19 protein-coding genes are annotated in these 16,533 nt (G+C 58.7%); 8 read left to right on the plus strand and 11 right to left on the minus strand.

Annotation, left to right across the window (positions count from 1 at the left end):
* Positions 1 to 15: 15 nt before the first annotated feature.
* Together ACGYK4_RS07370 and hrcA are read right to left on the minus strand one after the other, a co-directional pair.
* A complete protein-coding gene (locus ACGYK4_RS07370) occupies positions 16 to 579 on the minus strand; it encodes a nucleotide exchange factor GrpE (RefSeq protein ID WP_067267873.1) in 564 nt (187 codons plus the stop codon).
* Between the two features lie 9 nt (positions 580 to 588).
* Positions 589 to 1,653, minus strand: coding sequence for a heat-inducible transcriptional repressor HrcA (gene hrcA, locus ACGYK4_RS07375; RefSeq protein ID WP_394430331.1), 1,065 nt, complete (start codon positions 1,651 to 1,653; stop codon positions 589 to 591).
* Positions 1,654 to 1,763: 110 nt separating this feature from the next.
* On the opposite strand from hrcA, the gene rph reads away from it, so the two are divergent.
* The 3 genes from rph to hemW are packed head-to-tail and all read left to right on the plus strand — an operon-like array spanning position 1,764 to position 4,232.
* A complete protein-coding gene (gene rph, locus ACGYK4_RS07380; RefSeq protein ID WP_271688630.1) occupies positions 1,764 to 2,477 on the plus strand; it encodes a ribonuclease PH in 714 nt (237 codons plus the stop codon).
* Complete coding sequence (gene rdgB / locus ACGYK4_RS07385) at positions 2,474 to 3,085, plus strand: RdgB/HAM1 family non-canonical purine NTP pyrophosphatase (protein ID WP_394455839.1); 612 nt, start codon at positions 2,474 to 2,476, stop codon at positions 3,083 to 3,085. The genes rph and rdgB overlap by 4 nt, the downstream gene beginning before the upstream one ends.
* Positions 3,078 to 4,232: a radical SAM family heme chaperone HemW gene (hemW, locus tag ACGYK4_RS07390; RefSeq protein ID WP_394455840.1), complete on the plus strand. Its 1,155-nt coding sequence runs from the start codon at positions 3,078 to 3,080 to the stop codon at positions 4,230 to 4,232. The genes rdgB and hemW overlap by 8 nt, the downstream gene beginning before the upstream one ends.
* On the opposite strand, the gene ACGYK4_RS07395 is transcribed toward hemW, so the two are convergent.
* The 7 genes from ACGYK4_RS07395 to ACGYK4_RS07425 form a co-directional block, all read right to left on the minus strand.
* The gene (locus tag ACGYK4_RS07395; RefSeq protein WP_394455842.1) at positions 4,229 to 5,128 is read right to left on the minus strand and encodes a ParB/RepB/Spo0J family partition protein; all 900 of its coding nucleotides are present in this window, start codon (positions 5,126 to 5,128) and stop codon (positions 4,229 to 4,231) included. The two genes, hemW and ACGYK4_RS07395, sit on opposite strands and share 4 nt — an antisense overlap.
* A gap of 12 nt (positions 5,129 to 5,140) precedes the next feature.
* Positions 5,141 to 5,938: a ParA family protein gene (locus ACGYK4_RS07400; RefSeq protein WP_394455843.1), complete on the minus strand. Its 798-nt coding sequence runs from the start codon at positions 5,936 to 5,938 to the stop codon at positions 5,141 to 5,143.
* Complete coding sequence (gene rsmG / locus ACGYK4_RS07405) at positions 5,931 to 6,536, minus strand: 16S rRNA (guanine(527)-N(7))-methyltransferase RsmG (protein WP_394455845.1); 606 nt, start codon at positions 6,534 to 6,536, stop codon at positions 5,931 to 5,933. Before rsmG ends, ACGYK4_RS07400 begins: the two co-directional genes overlap by 8 nt.
* Complete coding sequence (gene mnmG, locus ACGYK4_RS07410) at positions 6,533 to 8,404, minus strand: tRNA uridine-5-carboxymethylaminomethyl(34) synthesis enzyme MnmG (protein ID WP_394455847.1); 1,872 nt, start codon at positions 8,402 to 8,404, stop codon at positions 6,533 to 6,535. The genes rsmG and mnmG overlap by 4 nt, the downstream gene beginning before the upstream one ends.
* 4 nt (positions 8,405 to 8,408) lie before the next feature.
* On the minus strand, positions 8,409 to 9,695 hold the full coding sequence (gene mnmE, locus ACGYK4_RS07415) for a tRNA uridine-5-carboxymethylaminomethyl(34) synthesis GTPase MnmE (protein ID WP_394455848.1): 1,287 nt from the start codon (positions 9,693 to 9,695) through the stop codon (positions 8,409 to 8,411).
* 32 nt (positions 9,696 to 9,727) lie between these two features.
* Positions 9,728 to 10,999, minus strand: coding sequence for a transcription termination factor Rho (gene rho, locus ACGYK4_RS07420; RefSeq protein ID WP_067267859.1), 1,272 nt, complete (start codon positions 10,997 to 10,999; stop codon positions 9,728 to 9,730).
* Between the two features lie 124 nt (positions 11,000 to 11,123).
* A complete protein-coding gene (locus ACGYK4_RS07425) occupies positions 11,124 to 11,573 on the minus strand; it encodes a CopD family protein (protein WP_394455849.1) in 450 nt (149 codons plus the stop codon).
* Positions 11,574 to 11,979: 406 nt separating this feature from the next.
* On the opposite strand from ACGYK4_RS07425, the gene ACGYK4_RS07430 reads away from it, so the two are divergent.
* The 4 genes from ACGYK4_RS07430 to dnaQ are packed head-to-tail and all read left to right on the plus strand — an operon-like array spanning position 11,980 to position 14,681.
* On the plus strand, positions 11,980 to 12,579 hold the full coding sequence (locus ACGYK4_RS07430) for a Maf family protein (RefSeq protein WP_394430349.1): 600 nt from the start codon (positions 11,980 to 11,982) through the stop codon (positions 12,577 to 12,579).
* The gene (locus ACGYK4_RS07435) at positions 12,576 to 13,409 is read left to right on the plus strand and encodes a shikimate dehydrogenase (protein WP_394430351.1); all 834 of its coding nucleotides are present in this window, start codon (positions 12,576 to 12,578) and stop codon (positions 13,407 to 13,409) included. Before ACGYK4_RS07430 ends, ACGYK4_RS07435 begins: the two co-directional genes overlap by 4 nt.
* A complete protein-coding gene (gene coaE / locus ACGYK4_RS07440; protein WP_394430563.1) occupies positions 13,406 to 13,999 on the plus strand; it encodes a dephospho-CoA kinase in 594 nt (197 codons plus the stop codon). The genes ACGYK4_RS07435 and coaE overlap by 4 nt, the downstream gene beginning before the upstream one ends.
* Positions 13,992 to 14,681, plus strand: a complete 690-nt coding sequence (dnaQ, locus tag ACGYK4_RS07445; protein WP_271688639.1) for a DNA polymerase III subunit epsilon — start codon at positions 13,992 to 13,994, stop codon at positions 14,679 to 14,681. The genes coaE and dnaQ overlap by 8 nt, the downstream gene beginning before the upstream one ends.
* Positions 14,682 to 14,684: 3 nt before the next feature.
* On the opposite strand, the gene secB is transcribed toward dnaQ, so the two are convergent.
* On the minus strand, positions 14,685 to 15,167 hold the full coding sequence (secB, locus tag ACGYK4_RS07450; protein WP_394430355.1) for a protein-export chaperone SecB: 483 nt from the start codon (positions 15,165 to 15,167) through the stop codon (positions 14,685 to 14,687).
* A 65-nt stretch (positions 15,168 to 15,232) separates the two neighbouring features.
* A complete protein-coding gene (locus ACGYK4_RS07455; RefSeq protein ID WP_394430357.1) occupies positions 15,233 to 15,730 on the minus strand; it encodes an FxsA family protein in 498 nt (165 codons plus the stop codon).
* Positions 15,731 to 15,834: 104 nt separating this feature from the next.
* Here ACGYK4_RS07455 and ACGYK4_RS07460 point away from each other — a divergent pair, with 104 nt between their 5' ends.
* On the plus strand, positions 15,835 to 16,494 hold the full coding sequence (locus ACGYK4_RS07460; protein ID WP_394430359.1) for a Tim44/TimA family putative adaptor protein: 660 nt from the start codon (positions 15,835 to 15,837) through the stop codon (positions 16,492 to 16,494).
* Positions 16,495 to 16,533: the final 39 nt, after the last annotated feature.

Raw genomic sequence — 16,533 nt, forward strand, 5'->3', positions numbered from 1 at the left:
TGACTGACTGCGCGCTTAGCTCGCCGGGGTCGAAGACACCCCAACCTGCGCCGGGCGCAGCAGACGGTCGTGCAGCATGAAGCCTTCGGCGGCGACCTGAATGATCTCGCCCGCCACGGTGCCGGGCACGGGCGCTTCGAACATCGCTTCGTGATGCTTGGGGTCGAACTTGTCGCCAACCTCGGGCGCGATCACTTCGATGCCGTGCTTTTTGAAGACGTTCAGAAGCTCGCGCATCGTCAGTTCCACACCTTCCAGAAGCGGGCCAAAGGCCTCTTTCTGCTCATCGGTGGTGGTTTCCAGCGCGCGTTTCATGTTGTCATAAACAGGCAGCATGTCACGGGCCAGCTTCGAGCCGCCATAGTTCTCGGCCTCGCGACGGTCCTTGTCGGAGCGTTTGCGCGCATTCTCGGCATCGGCGAGCGCGCGCATGAAACGGTCGCGGTACTGGTCACGTTCGGCGCGCAGTTCCTCTACCGCAAGGGCTTCTTCGTCGATCTCGGCCATGTCTTCGGCGTATTCTTCAGCTTCGGCGCTGTCGATCTCGTCCAAAAAGTCGTTTTCTTTCGGCTCTGCCATGTTCCACCTCTAGTTCCGGTCGGAAATCAGCTTTCCCACCAGTTGTGCCGTGTAGTTCACAATCGGCACGATACGTCCATAATTTAAGCGTGTCGGGCCAATGACACCCACGGCGCCGATCACCTTACGATCAGCGTTCATATAAGGGGAAACGACCAGAGAGGAACCCGAAAGTGAGAAAAGTTTGTTTTCCGAGCCGATAAAAATTCGCACACCGTCCCCATCTTCGGCCAGTTCGAGGAATTCGGCGATGTCCCGCTTGCGCTCAAGATCATCGAAAAGACTGCGGATACGGTCAAGGTCTTCGGCCTCCGCCTCTCCGCCCAGCAGATTCGACCGACCGCGCACGATCAAACGCTCGGAATGCTCCCCTTCCGCGTCCCACAGCACCGCACCGCTCTCGACAAGCTGCTGTGCCAGCACGTCGATCTCCTGACGGCGCTTAGAGATCTCCTGCTTGATGCTGCGCTGCAACTCGCTGAGGGTTTTGCCTTCGACGAAAGCATTCAGGAAATTCGCCGCCTCGCGCATCGAACTGGGTGTCTGCCCGGGTGGCGGCGTGAATAGCCGGTTCTCCACATGGCCGTCGGAGAAAACAAGCACCACCAAGGCTCTATCAGGCGAGAGAGAAACGAATTCGATATGTTTGATCGGCGCTTCATGCTTCGGCGTCAACACGAGCGACGCACCATGCGTGACGCCCGACAGGGCCGATCCGATCCGGTCCAACAGCCCGCCGACATCAGAGGAATTATTCCCCAGTGTCGCGTCGATCTTCTCCCGGTCAAGCTCTGTCGGATCGCCGATCTCGATCATCCCATCGACGAACATCCGGAGCCCTAGCTGTGTCGGAATGCGCCCGGCTGAAACATGAGGGCTATCCAACAGGCCCATATATTCGAGATCCTGCATTACATTGCGGATTGTCGCCGCCGAGACCTTTTCGCTGAAGTCCCGCGTCAAGGTGCGCGACCCAACCGGATCGCCACTTTCCAGATAGCCCTCGACCACCCGGCGAAACACTTCGCGGGATCGGTCATTCATGTCTTTCAGCAATTCAGGCGTGTTTTTCATCGGTGCTCGCTCTCTTGTCTAATAAAGGTACAAGCCGGGCAAACGTCAATCGGGGTTGCATCAAAGCCTTGTGGGGCGGTATCCCCGGGCAACATCAAAAAGGATATGTCATGCGTCCCTCTGGCCGGAAACTCGATGAAATGCGCGCCGTCTCGATCGAGACAGGTTTCACCAAACATGCCGAAGGGTCGGCCCTGATCAAGATGGGCGATACCCATGTGCTCTGCACCGCAACGATCGAAGACCGCGTGCCGCCCTTCATCAAAGGCTCAGGTCTGGGGTGGGTCACTGCGGAATATGGCATGCTGCCCCGCGCCACTAACACGCGGATGCGCCGCGAAGCCGCCTCCGGCAAACAAGGGGGTCGCACGGTCGAGATCCAGCGCCTAATCGGTCGTGCCCTACGGGCCGGGGTCGACCGCTCAGCCTTGGGCGAGCGTCAGATCACCGTCGATTGTGACGTGCTGCAAGCCGATGGCGGCACCCGCTGCGCGTCCATCACCGGCGGCTGGATCGCGCTGCGTCTCGCCGTGAACAAGCTGATGAAAGCGGGCGATGTCGTTTCTGACCCGCTGGTCGATCCGGTCGCGGCGGTAAGCTGCGGCATCTACGCAGGCCAGCCGGTGCTCGATCTCGACTACCCCGAGGATTCCGAGGCGGGCGTCGATGGCAACTTCATCATGACCGGATCCGGCAAGCTGATCGAAGTGCAGATGAGCGCCGAAGGCTCGACCTATACCCGCGACCAGATGAACCAGCTAATGGACCTGGCCGAGAAGGGCGTCGGCGAACTGGCCACCATCCAAAAATCGGTTACCGCATGACCCGCAAGTTCACCCAAAATCGCATTCTGATCGCCACCCATAACGCCGGCAAACTGGCTGAAATGCGCCAGCTCTTCGCCCCCCACGGGGTCGAGGTGGTGGGCGCGGCAGAGATGAACCTGCCCGAGCCGGAAGAGACCGAAACGACCTTCGTCGGCAACGCCCGGATCAAAGCGCATGCCGCCGCCAAGGCGACCGGCTTGCCCGCATTGGCCGACGATTCCGGCATCGAAGTCGAAGCGCTCGACAATGCACCAGGCGTCTATACCGCCGATTGGGCCGAAACAGAGAATGGCCGCGACTTCGTCATGGCCATGACCAAGACGCGCAATCTGCTAGAAGAAAAGAACGCCCCTCACCCCCGCCGCGCCCGTTTCTGCGCGACCCTAGTCTTGGCATGGCCCGACGGCCATGACGAGGTTTTCGCGGGCAAGGTGAACGGCACACTGGTTTGGCCGATGCGCGGCGAACAGGGTCACGGCTATGACCCGATGTTCCAACCTGACGGCCACGAGGCCACCTTTGCCGAAATGGACGCCGAGCAGAAAAACAGCATCAGCCACCGCGCCGATGCCTTTGCGAAACTGATTGCAGGCTGTTTTGGCTGAAGATTGGGAACAGGGCGGCTTCGGCCTCTATATCCATTGGCCATTTTGCGAGGCGAAATGTCCCTATTGCGACTTTAACAGCCACGTTAGCCGCCAGATCGACCAAGCAGCTTGGCGGGATGCCTATCTCGCCGAGCTTCAGCGCGCTGCGGATGAGACACCGGGGCGCGTGCTCAATGCCGTCTTTTTCGGCGGCGGCACGCCAAGTCTAATGGACCCCGATGTCGTCGCAGACATCATCAGCGCCATCCGGGGCCACTGGCCCACGGCAAACGATCTGGAAATCACCCTCGAAGCCAACCCCGGCTCAGTCGAAGCGGGCCGCTTTGCCGCCTACAGACAAGCCGGAGTGTCCCGCGTGTCGATGGGCATTCAGGCGCTGAACGATCCGGATCTCAAACGTTTGGGTCGTCTGCATACGGCAAAAGAAGCGATGACCGCCTTCGACATTGCCCGCAGTACCTTTGACCGCGTGAGCTTCGATCTAATCTATGGGCGGCAAGACCAATCCGCCACGGAATGGGAAGCCGAGTTAAAACAGGCTCTATCCCTCGCGATAGACCATATATCGCTCTATCAGCTCACGATCGAACAAGGCACCGCCTTTGGCGACCGTTACGCCCGCGGAAAACTTCGCGGCCTGCCTGACGAAGATCTCGGCGCGGATATGTTCACCCTGACCCAAGACATCTGCAATGACATGGGCATGCCTGCTTACGAGGTGTCAAACCACGCCCGGGATGGCGCCCAATCGCGTCACAACCTGATCTATTGGCGCTATGGGGACTATATCGGCATCGGCCCCGGCGCCCATGGGCGGCTGACGCTGGACGGGCAGAAATTCGCGACAGTTGCTTATAGCAATCCACAGCGGTGGCTCGACGGTGTCGCAAAAGGCGAAACGGAGAAACCCCGGACTGCCCTGAGCCGAAGCGAACAGGCGACCGAGTTTCTCCTGATGGGCCTGCGCCTAAAAGAAGGCGTCGACCTTAGCCGTTACGCCGATATTGCCGGGCATGACATCGACGAAAAGGCCGTCAATCACCTGCAAGACATCGGCATGGCAGCACGCGAGAAAGACAGGTTAATTGTTTCAGATCAAGGCGTTATGGTCCTAAACGCCGTGATCGAAACGCTTCTGCCTTAAGAGCCGCCTAGGAGGCGGCAGATCTCATCCAGCTGGTCAAGCGTGGTATAGTGCAACGTCACCTTACCCGCTTCCTGACCCGGTTTATGGTCCAAACTAACCTTCATACCGAGGTTGGCTGACAGATCGCCTTCAAGCGCCTGCGTATCGGCATCCTTCGCTGGGCGCTGCGAGAGACGCTCCTTATTTACCATATTACCACGCTCGCCGGCCTGATCTTTCTTAACCAAAGCCTCGGTCGCGCGGACGGAAAGGCCGCCTTTGATGACCTGCTGCGCCAGTTTCAGCGGATCCTTCGCCGGAATCAGCGCCCGCGCATGGCCCGCGCTCAGTTCATTCTGGCGCACCATCTCTTGCACCGGATCTGGCAGGTTCAGCAGACGCAATAGATTGGCAATATGGCTTCGGCTTTTCCCAAGGGCTTCGGCCATCTTCTCCTGAGTATGGCCGAACTTATCCATCAACTGACGATAACCCGCCGCTTCTTCGACCGAATTCAGATCTGCCCGCTGGATGTTCTCGATAATCGCGACTTCCAGCACTTCGACATCGGTGAACTCGCGCACGATCACCGGAAGGCTATGGACCTTCGCGATCTGCGAGGCCCGCCAGCGCCGCTCACCCGCGACGATCTCAAAATTGCCATCGGCCAAAGCGCGGACGATCAGAGGCTGAATGACCCCCTTTTCTTTGATTGAGGCCGCGAGATCATCAAGATGCTCTTGCTCAAACCGCTTACGAGGCTGATCCGGGTTCGGTTTAATTCGCTCGATCGGAACGAACTGCTCCGCCGCCGCGGCCCCCTTGGCGGCCACGCTCTCTGTCTCCGCTACGTCTGCCATCAGTGCCGAAAGCCCCCGGCCAAGGCCCCGTTTGCGCTCTTGTTTGTCTGCCATACTGCCACCTTATTAACCATTGTTTCTTGTCAGCTCCGCCGCTAAATCGCGGTAGGCTTGGGCCCCTTTCGATGTGGGATCATAACTCAAAACGGGCATGGCAAAGCTCGGCGCCTCGCTCACCCGAACATTGCGCGGAATCACGGTTTGGAACACCAGTTCACCAAGGTTCGCCCGCGCGTCATTCTCAACCTGTTGCGACAGATTATTGCGGCGATCATACATGGTCAGTAGAACGCCCTCAATCCGCAGGTCTTTATTCCCGCTTTGCCGGACCTCTCTTATCGTCAACATGAGCTGAGAAAGCCCTTCCAACGCAAAAAATTCGCTCTGCAAAGGCACCAGGACCGAATGCGCCGCGATCATCGCATTCACCGTCAATAGGTTGAGTGAAGGCGGGCAATCGATCAAGATATAGTCGAACTTGAACTGATCCATTTGCGTCTGCCGGAGTGCGTCGTGCAAAAGGAAACTTCTCTTTTCATTCGAAAAGAGTTCGATGTCCGCAGAGCTGAGGTCAACCGTCGCCGGAACGATGAGCAGCCCTTCCGTTTCGGTGCGTTGAATGACATCCTGCGGAAGGCTATCGTCCAGCAAGAGATCATATGTCGTAAATTCGCGATCTTCGACTTCGATACCAAGCCCCGTAGAGGCGTTGCCTTGCGGATCCAGATCAACCACCAGAATACGCTTCCCCGCTTCCGCAAGCGCAGCGGCCAGATTGATAGTCGTCGTCGTTTTACCAACGCCGCCCTTCTGGTTTGCAACCGCAATGATTTTCGGTCCAGCTGGACGAGAAAGGTCAGACACGGGCGATATCCTTAATCTTTAGAATGGCAGCGTCCGAATTGGTCTTGCTGGTTACCGTCTCTAGGTCGTAAGTCCAATCCTGCCGCGCCTCAAGGTCTTCACGTTGCCAGCTTTGACCTTTAGGGAAAAGTGCAATGCCTCCGCGTTTAAGATGCAACTTGGCGAACCCTAACAGCTTCGTCAGATCGGCTAAAGCGCGGGCAGATAGCACGTCTGCTTCGAGACATTCGAGTTCTTCGATTCTCTCGGTTTTCACCTTTGCCGCAAGATCAAGTTCTCGAATGGCCGTCCGCAGAAAAGCTGATTTCCTTTGATCACTTTCAACCATGACTACATCGAAATTGCGTTCTGCTTGATTGAGGATCGAAATAACAATGCCCGGGAAACCTCCGCCGCTACCTAGGTCTACCCATTTCCCTGGCCCTGGAACAAGCTCAAAGATTTGGACGGAATCTAGAATATGGCGAGACCAAAGGTCGTCCAAGCTGCTCTTGGAAACCAAGTTAATCTTCGGATTCCATTTCCTCACGATTTCGGCAAAGGCTTTCAGCTTTTCCAATGTTTCACGTGAAACATCGAGGTCATTTTCGATGCTCATGCTGACTTCTTTCCGGCCCCGCGCTTCACACGAGCAAGTATCAAAGTCAGCGCGGCTGGTGTCATTCCATCAATGCGAGCCGCCTGTGCCATTGTTTCCGGACGCGCGGAAGATACCTTCGACTTCAGCTCGTTAGAAAGGCCTGCAAGATCATCGAAGGAAAAATCAGACGGTATACGAACGTTCTCGTCTTTCTTAAGCACATCGATCTCTTTCTGTTGTCGAGCGATGTAGGTTGCGTAGAGCGCGTCCCGTTCAATCTGCCGACGTATCTCGAATGGAGTTTCTTCCAGGCTGCGATCAAGTGGCAGCAAATCTTCAAACTCCACATCGGGAAATGCGAGAACCTGATAGCCGCTACGCTTTGAACCATCTTGGTTGACTTTGATACCGGCGCTCGCAAGCTCTTTCGGCGTATACTCCGTACCTTCCAGCTTCGCTTTTGTCTCCTCTAGGGAGGAAACTTTCTTCTCGAAGCTATCTCGGCGCGCGTCAGAAATACAGCCTAATTGAATCGCCAAAGGAGTTAGCCGCTGATCCGCATTGTCTGCCCGTAGCGACAGGCGGAACTCGGCCCGAGATGTGAACATCCGGTAGGGTTCCGTAACGCCCCGGGTCGTCAGATCATCGACCATAACCCCAATATAGCTTTCGGAACGGGTAAATGTCACCGCATCCCGGCCTTGGGCGCTAAGGGCGGCATTCAAGCCTGCTACGAGTCCCTGCGCGGCCGCTTCCTCATAGCCCGTCGTACCATTGATCTGTCCGGCGAGATAGAGGCCGGGTACGGTACGGACCGAAAGCGTCGATGAGAGAGCGCGAGGATCGACGTAGTCGTATTCGATCGCGTAACCGGGTTGCAGAATAGTTGCGTTCTCAAGGCCTACCATGCTTCGGACATAAGCTTCCTGCACATCCGCCGGGAGGGAGGTCGAAATGCCGTTTGGATAGACGGTATGATCATCCGCGCCCTCGGGCTCGAGAAAAACCTGATGCGACTCTTTATCGGCAAAACGGACGACCTTATCTTCGATCGAAGGGCAATAGCGCGGGCCTACGCCATCGATATGCCCGCCATACATTGCGGACCTATCGAGATTCTCTCTGATGATCTGATGAGTTTTCTCGTTCGTATGGGTAATACCACAGGCGACCTGGGAGGCTGAAACCTTATCGGAGAGAAAGGAAAACAGGACGGGGTCATCGTCCCCGGGCTGCGCTTCCAATATATCCCAATTGATCGTGCGGCCATCCAGCCGAGGTGGTGTCCCCGTCTTTAGTCGGCCCATCGTGAGATTAAAGGAATCGATCCGTTCGGCCAGTTTAACCGACGCTTTATCGCCCATGCGGCCGCCTTCGTGCGATACGTCGCCGATATGAATGACACCACGGAGGAAGGTCCCCGTCGTAAGAACCACTGACGCCGATTTTATGGTCGTTCCGTCTGCCAAGACTACCCCGGTAACGACTTCGCCGTCCATCAGGAAGTCGGTAACCTCTCCTTCAATGATGTCGAGATTCGCTTGCGCCTCAATCTCGCGCAGCATCTCTTTCCGGTAAATTTTCCGATCTGCCTGAGCGCGGGGACCCTGAACGGCGGGGCCTTTTCGACGGTTTAGCAAGCGGAATTGGATACCGGCCCTATCGGCAACGCGGCCCATCACGCCGTCCATCGCGTCGATCTCTCGTACCAGATGGCCCTTCCCTAGTCCCCCGATCGCAGGATTACAGGACATGACACCGATCCCATCGCGGCTCATCGTGACGAGTGCTGTTTGTGCGCCAACCCGCGCCGACGCGTGGGCTGCTTCCGCGCCCGCGTGGCCACCACCGATCACGATCACATCAAAATGTTTCACGTGAAACACTCCATCATTTACCTACGCAAAAGCTGGTGAAAATCTCATCCAGCAGGTTCTCGACGTCTATGCGGCCCACTAGGGTTTCCAGCGCGCGGATCGCGAACCGAAGCTCCGCAGCAGCCAAATCATAGAAATTAGGTCCGCGAGTCAGGATAACATCTACTTCAGCCAAACACGAGACGGCTTGCTGCAAAGCGACGCGATGCCGCTCATGGGTTGCCAGTCCGATGCTCGAACTGCGTTCCGAGAGCGTAGATTGAATGCGGTCAATGAGTTCCGACACGCCCTGCCCGGTCTTCCCTGAGATACCGTTCGCTTCAATACCAACGAGATCTGCCTTGGGGTGGAGAACAATATCCTCTTCCTCTGGTGTAAGGGCCAAGGCCTCACCCGGCGCCGCGAGGAACACCCGCAGATCTGCCGCCCCGGCGCGTTCGATTGCGCGCTCGATCCCGATGGCTTCAACTTTATCTTCGCTCTCACGCAGACCCGCCGTATCCAACAGGGTGACCGGCAGCCCGCCGAGGTCCATTCGAACTTCGATGACATCGCGGGTAGTGCCCGCGATTTCAGAGGTGATCGCTGCGTCGCGTCCCGCTAGCGCATTCAAGAGCGTCGACTTGCCTGCATTTGGCGCACCGATGATCGCGACCTCGAAGCCGTTTCGAACCCGTTCGGCGACATAGGTGCCTTCCGCTTCGGCCTGCAATTCCTTGCCGACCTTCGAGAGCAGCGCCTCTACCTCGGGGGTGACATCGACAGGCACCTCTTCGTCCGCGAAGTCGATCGTGGCCTCCAAAAGCGCAGCGGCGCGTATCAAATCTTTCCGCCAATCTTCGACCCGTGCGCCGAGGTGGCCCGATAAAACGCGAATCGCTTGCTTTCGCTGTGCTTCTGTTTCGGCTTCGATGAGATCTGCCAGCCCTTCAACCTGCGCGAGATCCAGCTTTTCATTCTCTAGCGCACGGCGAGTGAACTCCCCCGCTTCGGCCATCCGAGTTTCGGGGAAGGTCGAGAGCAGGGAAAGCATCGCCCGAACCACGGCGATAGAACCATGCAATTGAAGCTCGACCACATCCTCGCCAGTGAAGGAGTTTGGCCCGGGGAAGCTCAGGACCAAAGCTTGGTCGATAACCTCTCCGCCCGTGCCGCGGAGGTTTCGCAACACGCTTTCGCGTCCTTCAGGACGTTTGCCGGAAATCTCCTGCGCGATCGCGAAGGACTGTGGGCCGGAAATGCGGATCACCGCAACCCCGGCACGGCCCGGCGCTGACGCTTGGGCGAATATCGTGTCCATATTTCACTAACCTATTGTTATTACGAAATAACTCAGGTGTTCATGGAGTCGAAGAAGTCAGAATTCGACTTAGTTTGCTTTAGCTTGCCGAGCAGGAATTCGATGGCATCGGTGGTGCCCATCGGGTTGAGGATGCGGCGCAGCACGAAGGTTTTCTGCAGGTCCACTTTGTCGACCAGAAGGTCCTCTTTCCGGGTGCCGGACTTGAGGATGTCGATCGCCGGGAAGACGCGTTTGTCGGCGATCTTGCGGTCCAGCACGATCTCGGAGTTGCCGGTGCCTTTGAACTCTTCAAAGATCACTTCGTCCATGCGGCTGCCGGTGTCGATCAGCGCGGTGGCGATAATGGTGAGCGAGCCGCCCTCTTCGATGTTCCGCGCGGCCCCGAAGAAACGCTTCGGCCGTTGCAGGGCATTAGCGTCGACACCACCGGTCAGGACCTTGCCAGAGGACGGCACCACGGTGTTGAAGGCGCGGCCCAGACGGGTGATCGAATCGAGCAGGATGACAACGTCGCGCTTGTGCTCGACGAGGCGCTTGGCCTTTTCGATAACCATCTCGGAAACGGCGACGTGGCGCGTGGCGGGCTCGTCGAAGGTGGAGGAGACGACCTCCCCCTTCACTGACCGCTGCATGTCGGTGACTTCCTCGGGCCGTTCGTCGATCAGCAGGACGATCAGGTAGCACTCCGGGTGGTTCTTTTCGATGCTGTTGGCGATGTTCTGCAGCAGCACGGTCTTACCGGTGCGCGGCGGGGCCACGATCAGCGAGCGCTGGCCCTTACCGATGGGTGAGACCAGATCGATGATCCGCGCGGAGCGGTCCTTGATCGTAGGGTCATCAACCTCCATCGTCAGACGCTCGTCGGGGTAAAGCGGCGTGAGGTTCTCGAAGGCAACCTTGTGGCGCGCCTTCTCGGGCGCCTCGAAGTTGATCTTGGTGACCTCGGTCAGCGCGAAATAGCGTTCGGTGTCATCGGGCGCCTTGATCAGCCCCTCGATAGTGTCCCCGGTGCGCAGCGACCATTTGCGGATCATGTCGGGCGAGACGTAGATGTCATCGGGGCCCGGCAGGTAGTTCGCCTCCGGCGAACGCAGGAAGCCGAATCCGTCCTGCAGCACTTCCAACACGCCGTCGCCCGAGATCTCCCAACCGTCATCCGCGCGTTCGCGGAGAATCTGGAACATCATCTCGCCTTTACGCATGGTCGAGGCGTTCTCGATCTCCAGCTCTTCGGCCATGGCGAGCAGGTTTTTCGGCGTCTGCGCCTTGAGATCAGCGAGGTTCAGCGTTTCGGTTGTCATGGAGCATCCTGTTCAGCCGCAGCAGAATGCGGGCTGGTCGATCATTTGAATGTGGCAAGCAGAAACCGCCCCGGACGGGACAGTGGCGCAGATATAGGCGGCAGCGCGGCTTGAGTCAATTGCCTCAGAATTTCACGACCACCGAGAAGACGATCACGATCATCAGCAGCGTCGGCACTTCGTTTAAAAGCCGGAACTGACGGCCCGTGACGGTACTGCAGCCGCTTTCGACGGATTTGACCTGTTTTTTCAGCCAAACATGGAAAACCGTCATGGCGATGACACTGGCCCCCTTGGTCCATGGCCAGATCATCGTCCAATCCACGATTCCGGGCGTCAGAACGAGGGCGAGGCCGAAAACCCATGTCGCCATCATCGCGGGCCGCATGATGAACTGAGCGAGCTTGAATTCCATCATCGCGAAAGTCTCGTGCATCCGCCCGGCGGAGCCCGCCTGTTCGACATGATGCACGAAGAGGCGCGGCAGGTAGAAGAGCGCCGCCATCCAACTGATGACCGACACGATATGGAGCGCTTTGATCCATGGATAAGCGAGGCTGAGAAGATCGAACATGGGGAAGGCTCCGGTGTGCGTGCTTCTTTCTTAATAAATAAGAAAAGAGAAAAGATGTAGTTGATTGTAGGGCGCCTGAATCCTGTGGATTAATGATTTATACCGCCGCTTATCAACAGGTGAACAAACTTCGCGGCCCCCTGTGGATAAGCCGGCCCCGATTCGAGAATGTCGAACTTTCTCAAGATCTTGCTCGCGTATTTTCCGGGGGACAAAATGTATCAAAGCGGGGATAACCGGTGAAGTCTCGTGGTTATACGCACAAGCGGCTTATCCCTATTCATCGGGGTGGGAATCGGCGACAAAAACCGCGACTCGGGGCGAGATCTGCGGGCTTGTGCTGTCAACTTTTATCTCGCAGAACAAATCCTCAAGATTTGCGCCAGATCATCACAGGGTTATCCACATGCCGCAGAAAATCATCCTCGCCTCCGGCTCGGAGATCCGGGCGCAGCTTTTGGCGCAGGCCGCGATCCCGCATGAAGTGATCCCAGCCAAGATTGACGAAGAGATGATAACCGCCGCGCTGCGGGCCGAAGAGGCCAAGCCGCGCGACCTCGCCGATACCTTGGCTGAGATGAAAGCCCGCAAAGTGAGCGAGCGGCACCCCGGCGCGCTGGTTCTTGGCTGCGATCAGGTTTTGCAACATCGCGGAGAGATGCTGCACAAGCCGCATGATCGGGACGAGGCGATTGCGCAGCTTCACCGGCTGCGCGGGGATCGGCATTCGTTGCTCTCTGCCGCCGTGCTTTATGAAGACGGTGAACCGCTCTGGCGGCACGTCGGTCAGGTGCGGCTGCGCATGCGTGAGGCCAGCGACGCCTATATAGAAGACTACGTCGCGCGAAACTGGGAGAGCATTCGCCACGCGGTGGGCTGCTACAAGCTCGAAGAGGAAGGCGTGCGGCTCTTCACCCAGATTGAGGGGGATTACTTTCACGTCCTCGGTATGCCATTTCTTGAACTGCTGAATTACCTGACGCTGCGCGGAGACCTCACGACATGAGCCTGCCCAAAATCCCCCTCGCCGGTGTGATCGGATCGCCCATCGCGCATTCCAAATCCCCGCAGTTGCATCGCCATTGGCTGGAGACCTATGGCATCGCCGGTCATTACGTGCCGCTTGATGTCGCGCCCGACGATCTGGAAGAGGTGCTGAGAACGTTGCCCAAGATGGGTTTTGTCGGGGTGAACCTGACGATCCCCCATAAAGAAGCGGTGATGGAGATCGCGGATCTTATCACCGACCGTGCCACTCTGATCGGCGCGGCCAATACGTTGATCTTTCGCGCCGATGGCAAGATTCATGCGGATAATACGGATGGCTACGGCTTCATCGAAAACCTCAAGGCCGGTGCGCCGGATTGGGATCCGAAGGCCGGACCGGCGGCGGTCTTGGGCGCGGGGGGCGCCGCGCGGGCGGTTGTCTCGTCGCTTTTGGATGCTGGCGTGCCTGAGATCTGCCTGTCAAACCGCACCCGCGTCCGGGCAGAGCAGTTGCAGCGCGATTTCGGCGGCCGGGTCAAAGTCGTCGATTGGGTGCAAGCGGGCAATATGATCGATCACGCCAGTTTGTTGGTGAACACCACATCGCTTGGCATGATCGGCAAAGGCGCCTTGCGGGTGCCTCTGGATGGGCTGCGCTCCGGCACGGTGGTGACGGATCTCGTCTATGCCCCGCTGCGCACCCATCTGCTTGAAACGGCTGAGGATATGGGCTGCGTCACGGTCGACGGGCTGGGCATGTTGTTGCATCAGGCGGTCCCGGCGTTCGAGCGTTGGTTCGGCCAGCGGCCCGAGGTCGACCGCGCCACGCGAACGGCGGTGCTGCGCTGATGTTTCACCTCGGGCTCACCGGCTCCATCGGCATGGGCAAATCGACCACGGCAAAGATGTTTGCCGAGGAAGGCTGCGCCGTTTGGGACGCCGACGCGGCGGTGCACCGGCTTTATGCCCCGGGCGGGGCTGCCGCGGCGCCGATGCAGACGGCTTTCCCGGAGGCCATCGAGGGCGATGGCGTCTCTCGTGCCGCATTGAAAGAGATCATCGCCGCCGATCCGACCGCCCTGCCCCGGATTGAGGCCATCGTGCATCCGCTGGTGGCCAAAGACCGGGCGACGTTTCTGGCGCAGGCGGATAGCGACATCGCCGTGCTCGACATCCCGCTGCTGTTCGAAACCGGCGGCGAGGCTGCGATGGACGCCGTGGCCTGCGTGACGATCCCGGCAGAGGTGCAACGCGAGCGCGTACTGGCGCGTGGCACGATGACGGAGGCGCAATTCGACGCCATCCGCGCCAAGCAAATGCCCGCCGAAGAGAAGTGCGCCCGCTCGGACTATGTGATAGTGACCGACACGCTCGACCATGCCCGCGCGCAGGTGCGGGCGGTGATCCGCGACATCAGGGAAAGACTGCGCCATGCGTGAAATCGTGCTCGATACCGAAACCACCGGCTTTGACCCCGAAAGCGGCGACCGCATCGTCGAGATCGGCGCGGTCGAGTTGATGAACCATATGGCCACGGGCGAGACCTATCACCAATACATCAATCCCGAACGCTCCATGCCCGAGGAAGCCTTTCAGGTGCACGGGCTGGGCGATGACTTTTTGCGCGACAAGCCCAAGTTCGCGCAGATCGGGCGGCAGTTTCTCGACTTTATCGGCGATTCCAAGCTGATCATCCACAACGCCGCCTTCGACATCAAATTCCTGAACGCCGAACTGCGCTGGATGGGCCTGCCGCAAATCCCGTGGGAACAGGCGCTCGACACGCTTGAGATCGCGCGCAAACGCTTTCCGGGCTCACCCGCTTCGCTCGACGCTCTGTGCCGCCGCTTCGGCATCGACAACACCTCGCGGACGCTGCACGGCGCTCTGCTCGACAGTGAGATCTTGGCCGAAGTCTATCTGGAACTGATTGGGGGGCGGCAGCCGGATTTCGCGCTGTCCTCGGCGCCGGAGCGCAAGACGGGCGAGCCAGAGACGCGCTGGACCCCGAAACCGCGGCCCACGCCCCTGCCCTCGCGTCTGACAGAGGCCGAAGCCGCCGCCCATGCCGAATTTGTCGGCAAACTGGGCGACGACGCGCTGTGGAAACAGCTTGGCTGACGCTTAGGCGTCGGCTTTTGGCGGGTTTTCGGCCTGACGGCGTGCCACTTCGTTGCGATAGAGCGATAGGAAGTCGATGTTCTCAAGGTTCAGCGGCGGGAAGCCACCGTCACGCGTCACGTCGCTGACGATGCGGCGCAGGAAGGGGAAGATCATGCGCGGGCATTCGATCAGCAGATAGGGGTGCATCTGCTCTTCCGGCACGTTTTCGACTTGGAAGATACCGACATAGTCGATTTCCAGCACGAAAAGCGTCGCGTCGCCGTCTTTCGCCTTGGAGGTGATGTTCAGCTTGATCGCGGTCTCATACTGGTTGTCGCCCGAACGCTTTTTGGCGTCGAGGTTGACCTGAACCTGCACGTCGGGCTGTACATCCGCCGGGGCACCCTTTTGCGCCATGATGTTCTCGAACGACATGTCGCGGATGAACTGGCCCATCACGCGCATCTGCGGCTGCTTAGGTTGTGCGGTTTCGTTTTCTGCCATTTTCTGTGTCCTGTTGTGGTGAATTTCTTAAATCTACCCGGACTTAACAGGTCGGCACGGGCCGCTCAATCCTTAGTCCAGCCCGAGGGGCCCCTGGTCTGGCGCGGCTGTTCGGGAATTTCGTGAAAATCCCCGTCGATCACATCACCGCGCGGATCGCCGCGGCGTTGCGGCCCGGGCCGCGGCCCCATGCCGCCGGGGGTGCCAAAGCTTTGGACCTTCACCCGGTCGCGGATCGCGCGATAGGCGGCGGCGCGAAAGCGCGGCACCAGAAAGGCAAAGCCAACAGCATCGGTGAAGAACCCCGGCGTCAGCAGCAGCGCGCCGGAAAACAGGATCATCGCGCCATGCACCAAAGGCTCGGTCGGGTCGCGCAGATCATTGAAGGAACTGCGCAACTGCCCAAGCGCAAGCGCACCCTGAGACCGCACCAACCATGTGCCCAAAATGGCGGTCGAAACCACCACGGCCAGCGTCCAGCCAAGGCCGATGGCGCCACCGACTTGGATGAAAAGCGTGATCTCGATCAGAGGCACGGCGATAAATGCGATCAATAGCCACATGCGGCGGAGTCCTTTCGCTGGGGGCAGAGTGGACTTGCCCCGGTCGAACACCTACATAAGAGCTTAACTCGCATGTTTCCATGCCACCCCTGAATGAGGTTTCGATGAATTCTCCCCTGATACAGCTTCTGGTGCTTGCCGGTATCGCCGTATTCCTGATCCTGCGGCTGAAAAACGTGCTTGGCACGCGTGAGGGTTTTGAAAAGCCCCCGGTCACCGATCAAACGCCAACCGCCCGCAGCGGCCCCGCGTTCGAAGTGATCGAAGGTGGTCCGGATCTCGATATCACCGACCACGTTCCCGAAGACAGCCCCTCGGGCAAGGCCTTGGCCGAGATGAAGCGGGTCGAGCCGTCCTTTGGTGTCAGCGATTTCCTGCAAGGCGCGCGCGGCGCTTATGAGATGATCGTCATGGGCTATGAGCGGGGCGATTTGGCCGAAATTCAGCCGTTTCTGGCTGATGACGTCTATGAAAGCTTTGTTGACGGCGTCGCCGCGCGGGAGGACCAAGGTCTGACGATCGAGGCGACTTTCATCGGCGTGCGCGAGATGGAACTGATCGACGCCAAGATGGACGAGACCACGAAAGAAGCCGAACTCACCATCCGCTTCGTCGGCGAGCTGACCTCGGAGGTTCGCAACCGCGAGGGCGAGGTTGTCGAGGGCAGCAGCAAAGAAATCAAACGCCAAAAAGATACATGGGTTTTTGCCCGTGTCATGGGCTCGGATGATCCGAATTGGCTGTTGGTTTCCACAGACGGGTAGCGCGTGTGCTTGGCGCACTGGCGCTGTTGGGCGGTGTGT

It is taken from the genome of Sulfitobacter sp. 1A13368 (assembly GCF_043557275.1).
GTDB classification, from domain to species: Bacteria; Pseudomonadota; Alphaproteobacteria; order Rhodobacterales; family Rhodobacteraceae; genus Sulfitobacter; species Sulfitobacter faviae.

Bases quoted from the DNA above. Each gene is read 5' to 3' on its own strand.
- ACGYK4_RS07370 (WP_067267873.1), bottom strand. From the start codon at position 579: ATGGCAGAGCCGAAAGAAAACGACTTTTTGGACGAGATCGACAGCGCC.
- hrcA (WP_394430331.1), bottom strand. From the start codon at position 1,653: ATGAAAAACACGCCTGAATTGCTGAAAGACATGAATGACCGATCCCGC.
- rph (WP_271688630.1), top strand. From the start codon at position 1,764: ATGCGTCCCTCTGGCCGGAAACTCGATGAAATGCGCGCCGTCTCGATC.
- rdgB (WP_394455839.1), top strand. From the start codon at position 2,474: ATGACCCGCAAGTTCACCCAAAATCGCATTCTGATCGCCACCCATAAC.
- ACGYK4_RS07395 (WP_394455842.1), bottom strand. From the start codon at position 5,128: ATGGCAGACAAACAAGAGCGCAAACGGGGCCTTGGCCGGGGGCTTTCG.
- rsmG (WP_394455845.1), bottom strand. From the start codon at position 6,536: ATGAGCATCGAAAATGACCTCGATGTTTCACGTGAAACATTGGAAAAG.
- mnmE (WP_394455848.1), bottom strand. From the start codon at position 9,695: ATGGACACGATATTCGCCCAAGCGTCAGCGCCGGGCCGTGCCGGGGTT.
- rho (WP_067267859.1), bottom strand. From the start codon at position 10,999: ATGACAACCGAAACGCTGAACCTCGCTGATCTCAAGGCGCAGACGCCG.
- ACGYK4_RS07425 (WP_394455849.1), bottom strand. From the start codon at position 11,573: ATGTTCGATCTTCTCAGCCTCGCTTATCCATGGATCAAAGCGCTCCAT.
- ACGYK4_RS07430 (WP_394430349.1), top strand. From the start codon at position 11,980: ATGCCGCAGAAAATCATCCTCGCCTCCGGCTCGGAGATCCGGGCGCAG.
- ACGYK4_RS07435 (WP_394430351.1), top strand. From the start codon at position 12,576: ATGAGCCTGCCCAAAATCCCCCTCGCCGGTGTGATCGGATCGCCCATC.
- dnaQ (WP_271688639.1), top strand. From the start codon at position 13,992: ATGCGTGAAATCGTGCTCGATACCGAAACCACCGGCTTTGACCCCGAA.
- secB (WP_394430355.1), bottom strand. From the start codon at position 15,167: ATGGCAGAAAACGAAACCGCACAACCTAAGCAGCCGCAGATGCGCGTG.
- ACGYK4_RS07455 (WP_394430357.1), bottom strand. From the start codon at position 15,730: ATGTGGCTATTGATCGCATTTATCGCCGTGCCTCTGATCGAGATCACG.
- ACGYK4_RS07460 (WP_394430359.1), top strand. From the start codon at position 15,835: ATGAATTCTCCCCTGATACAGCTTCTGGTGCTTGCCGGTATCGCCGTA.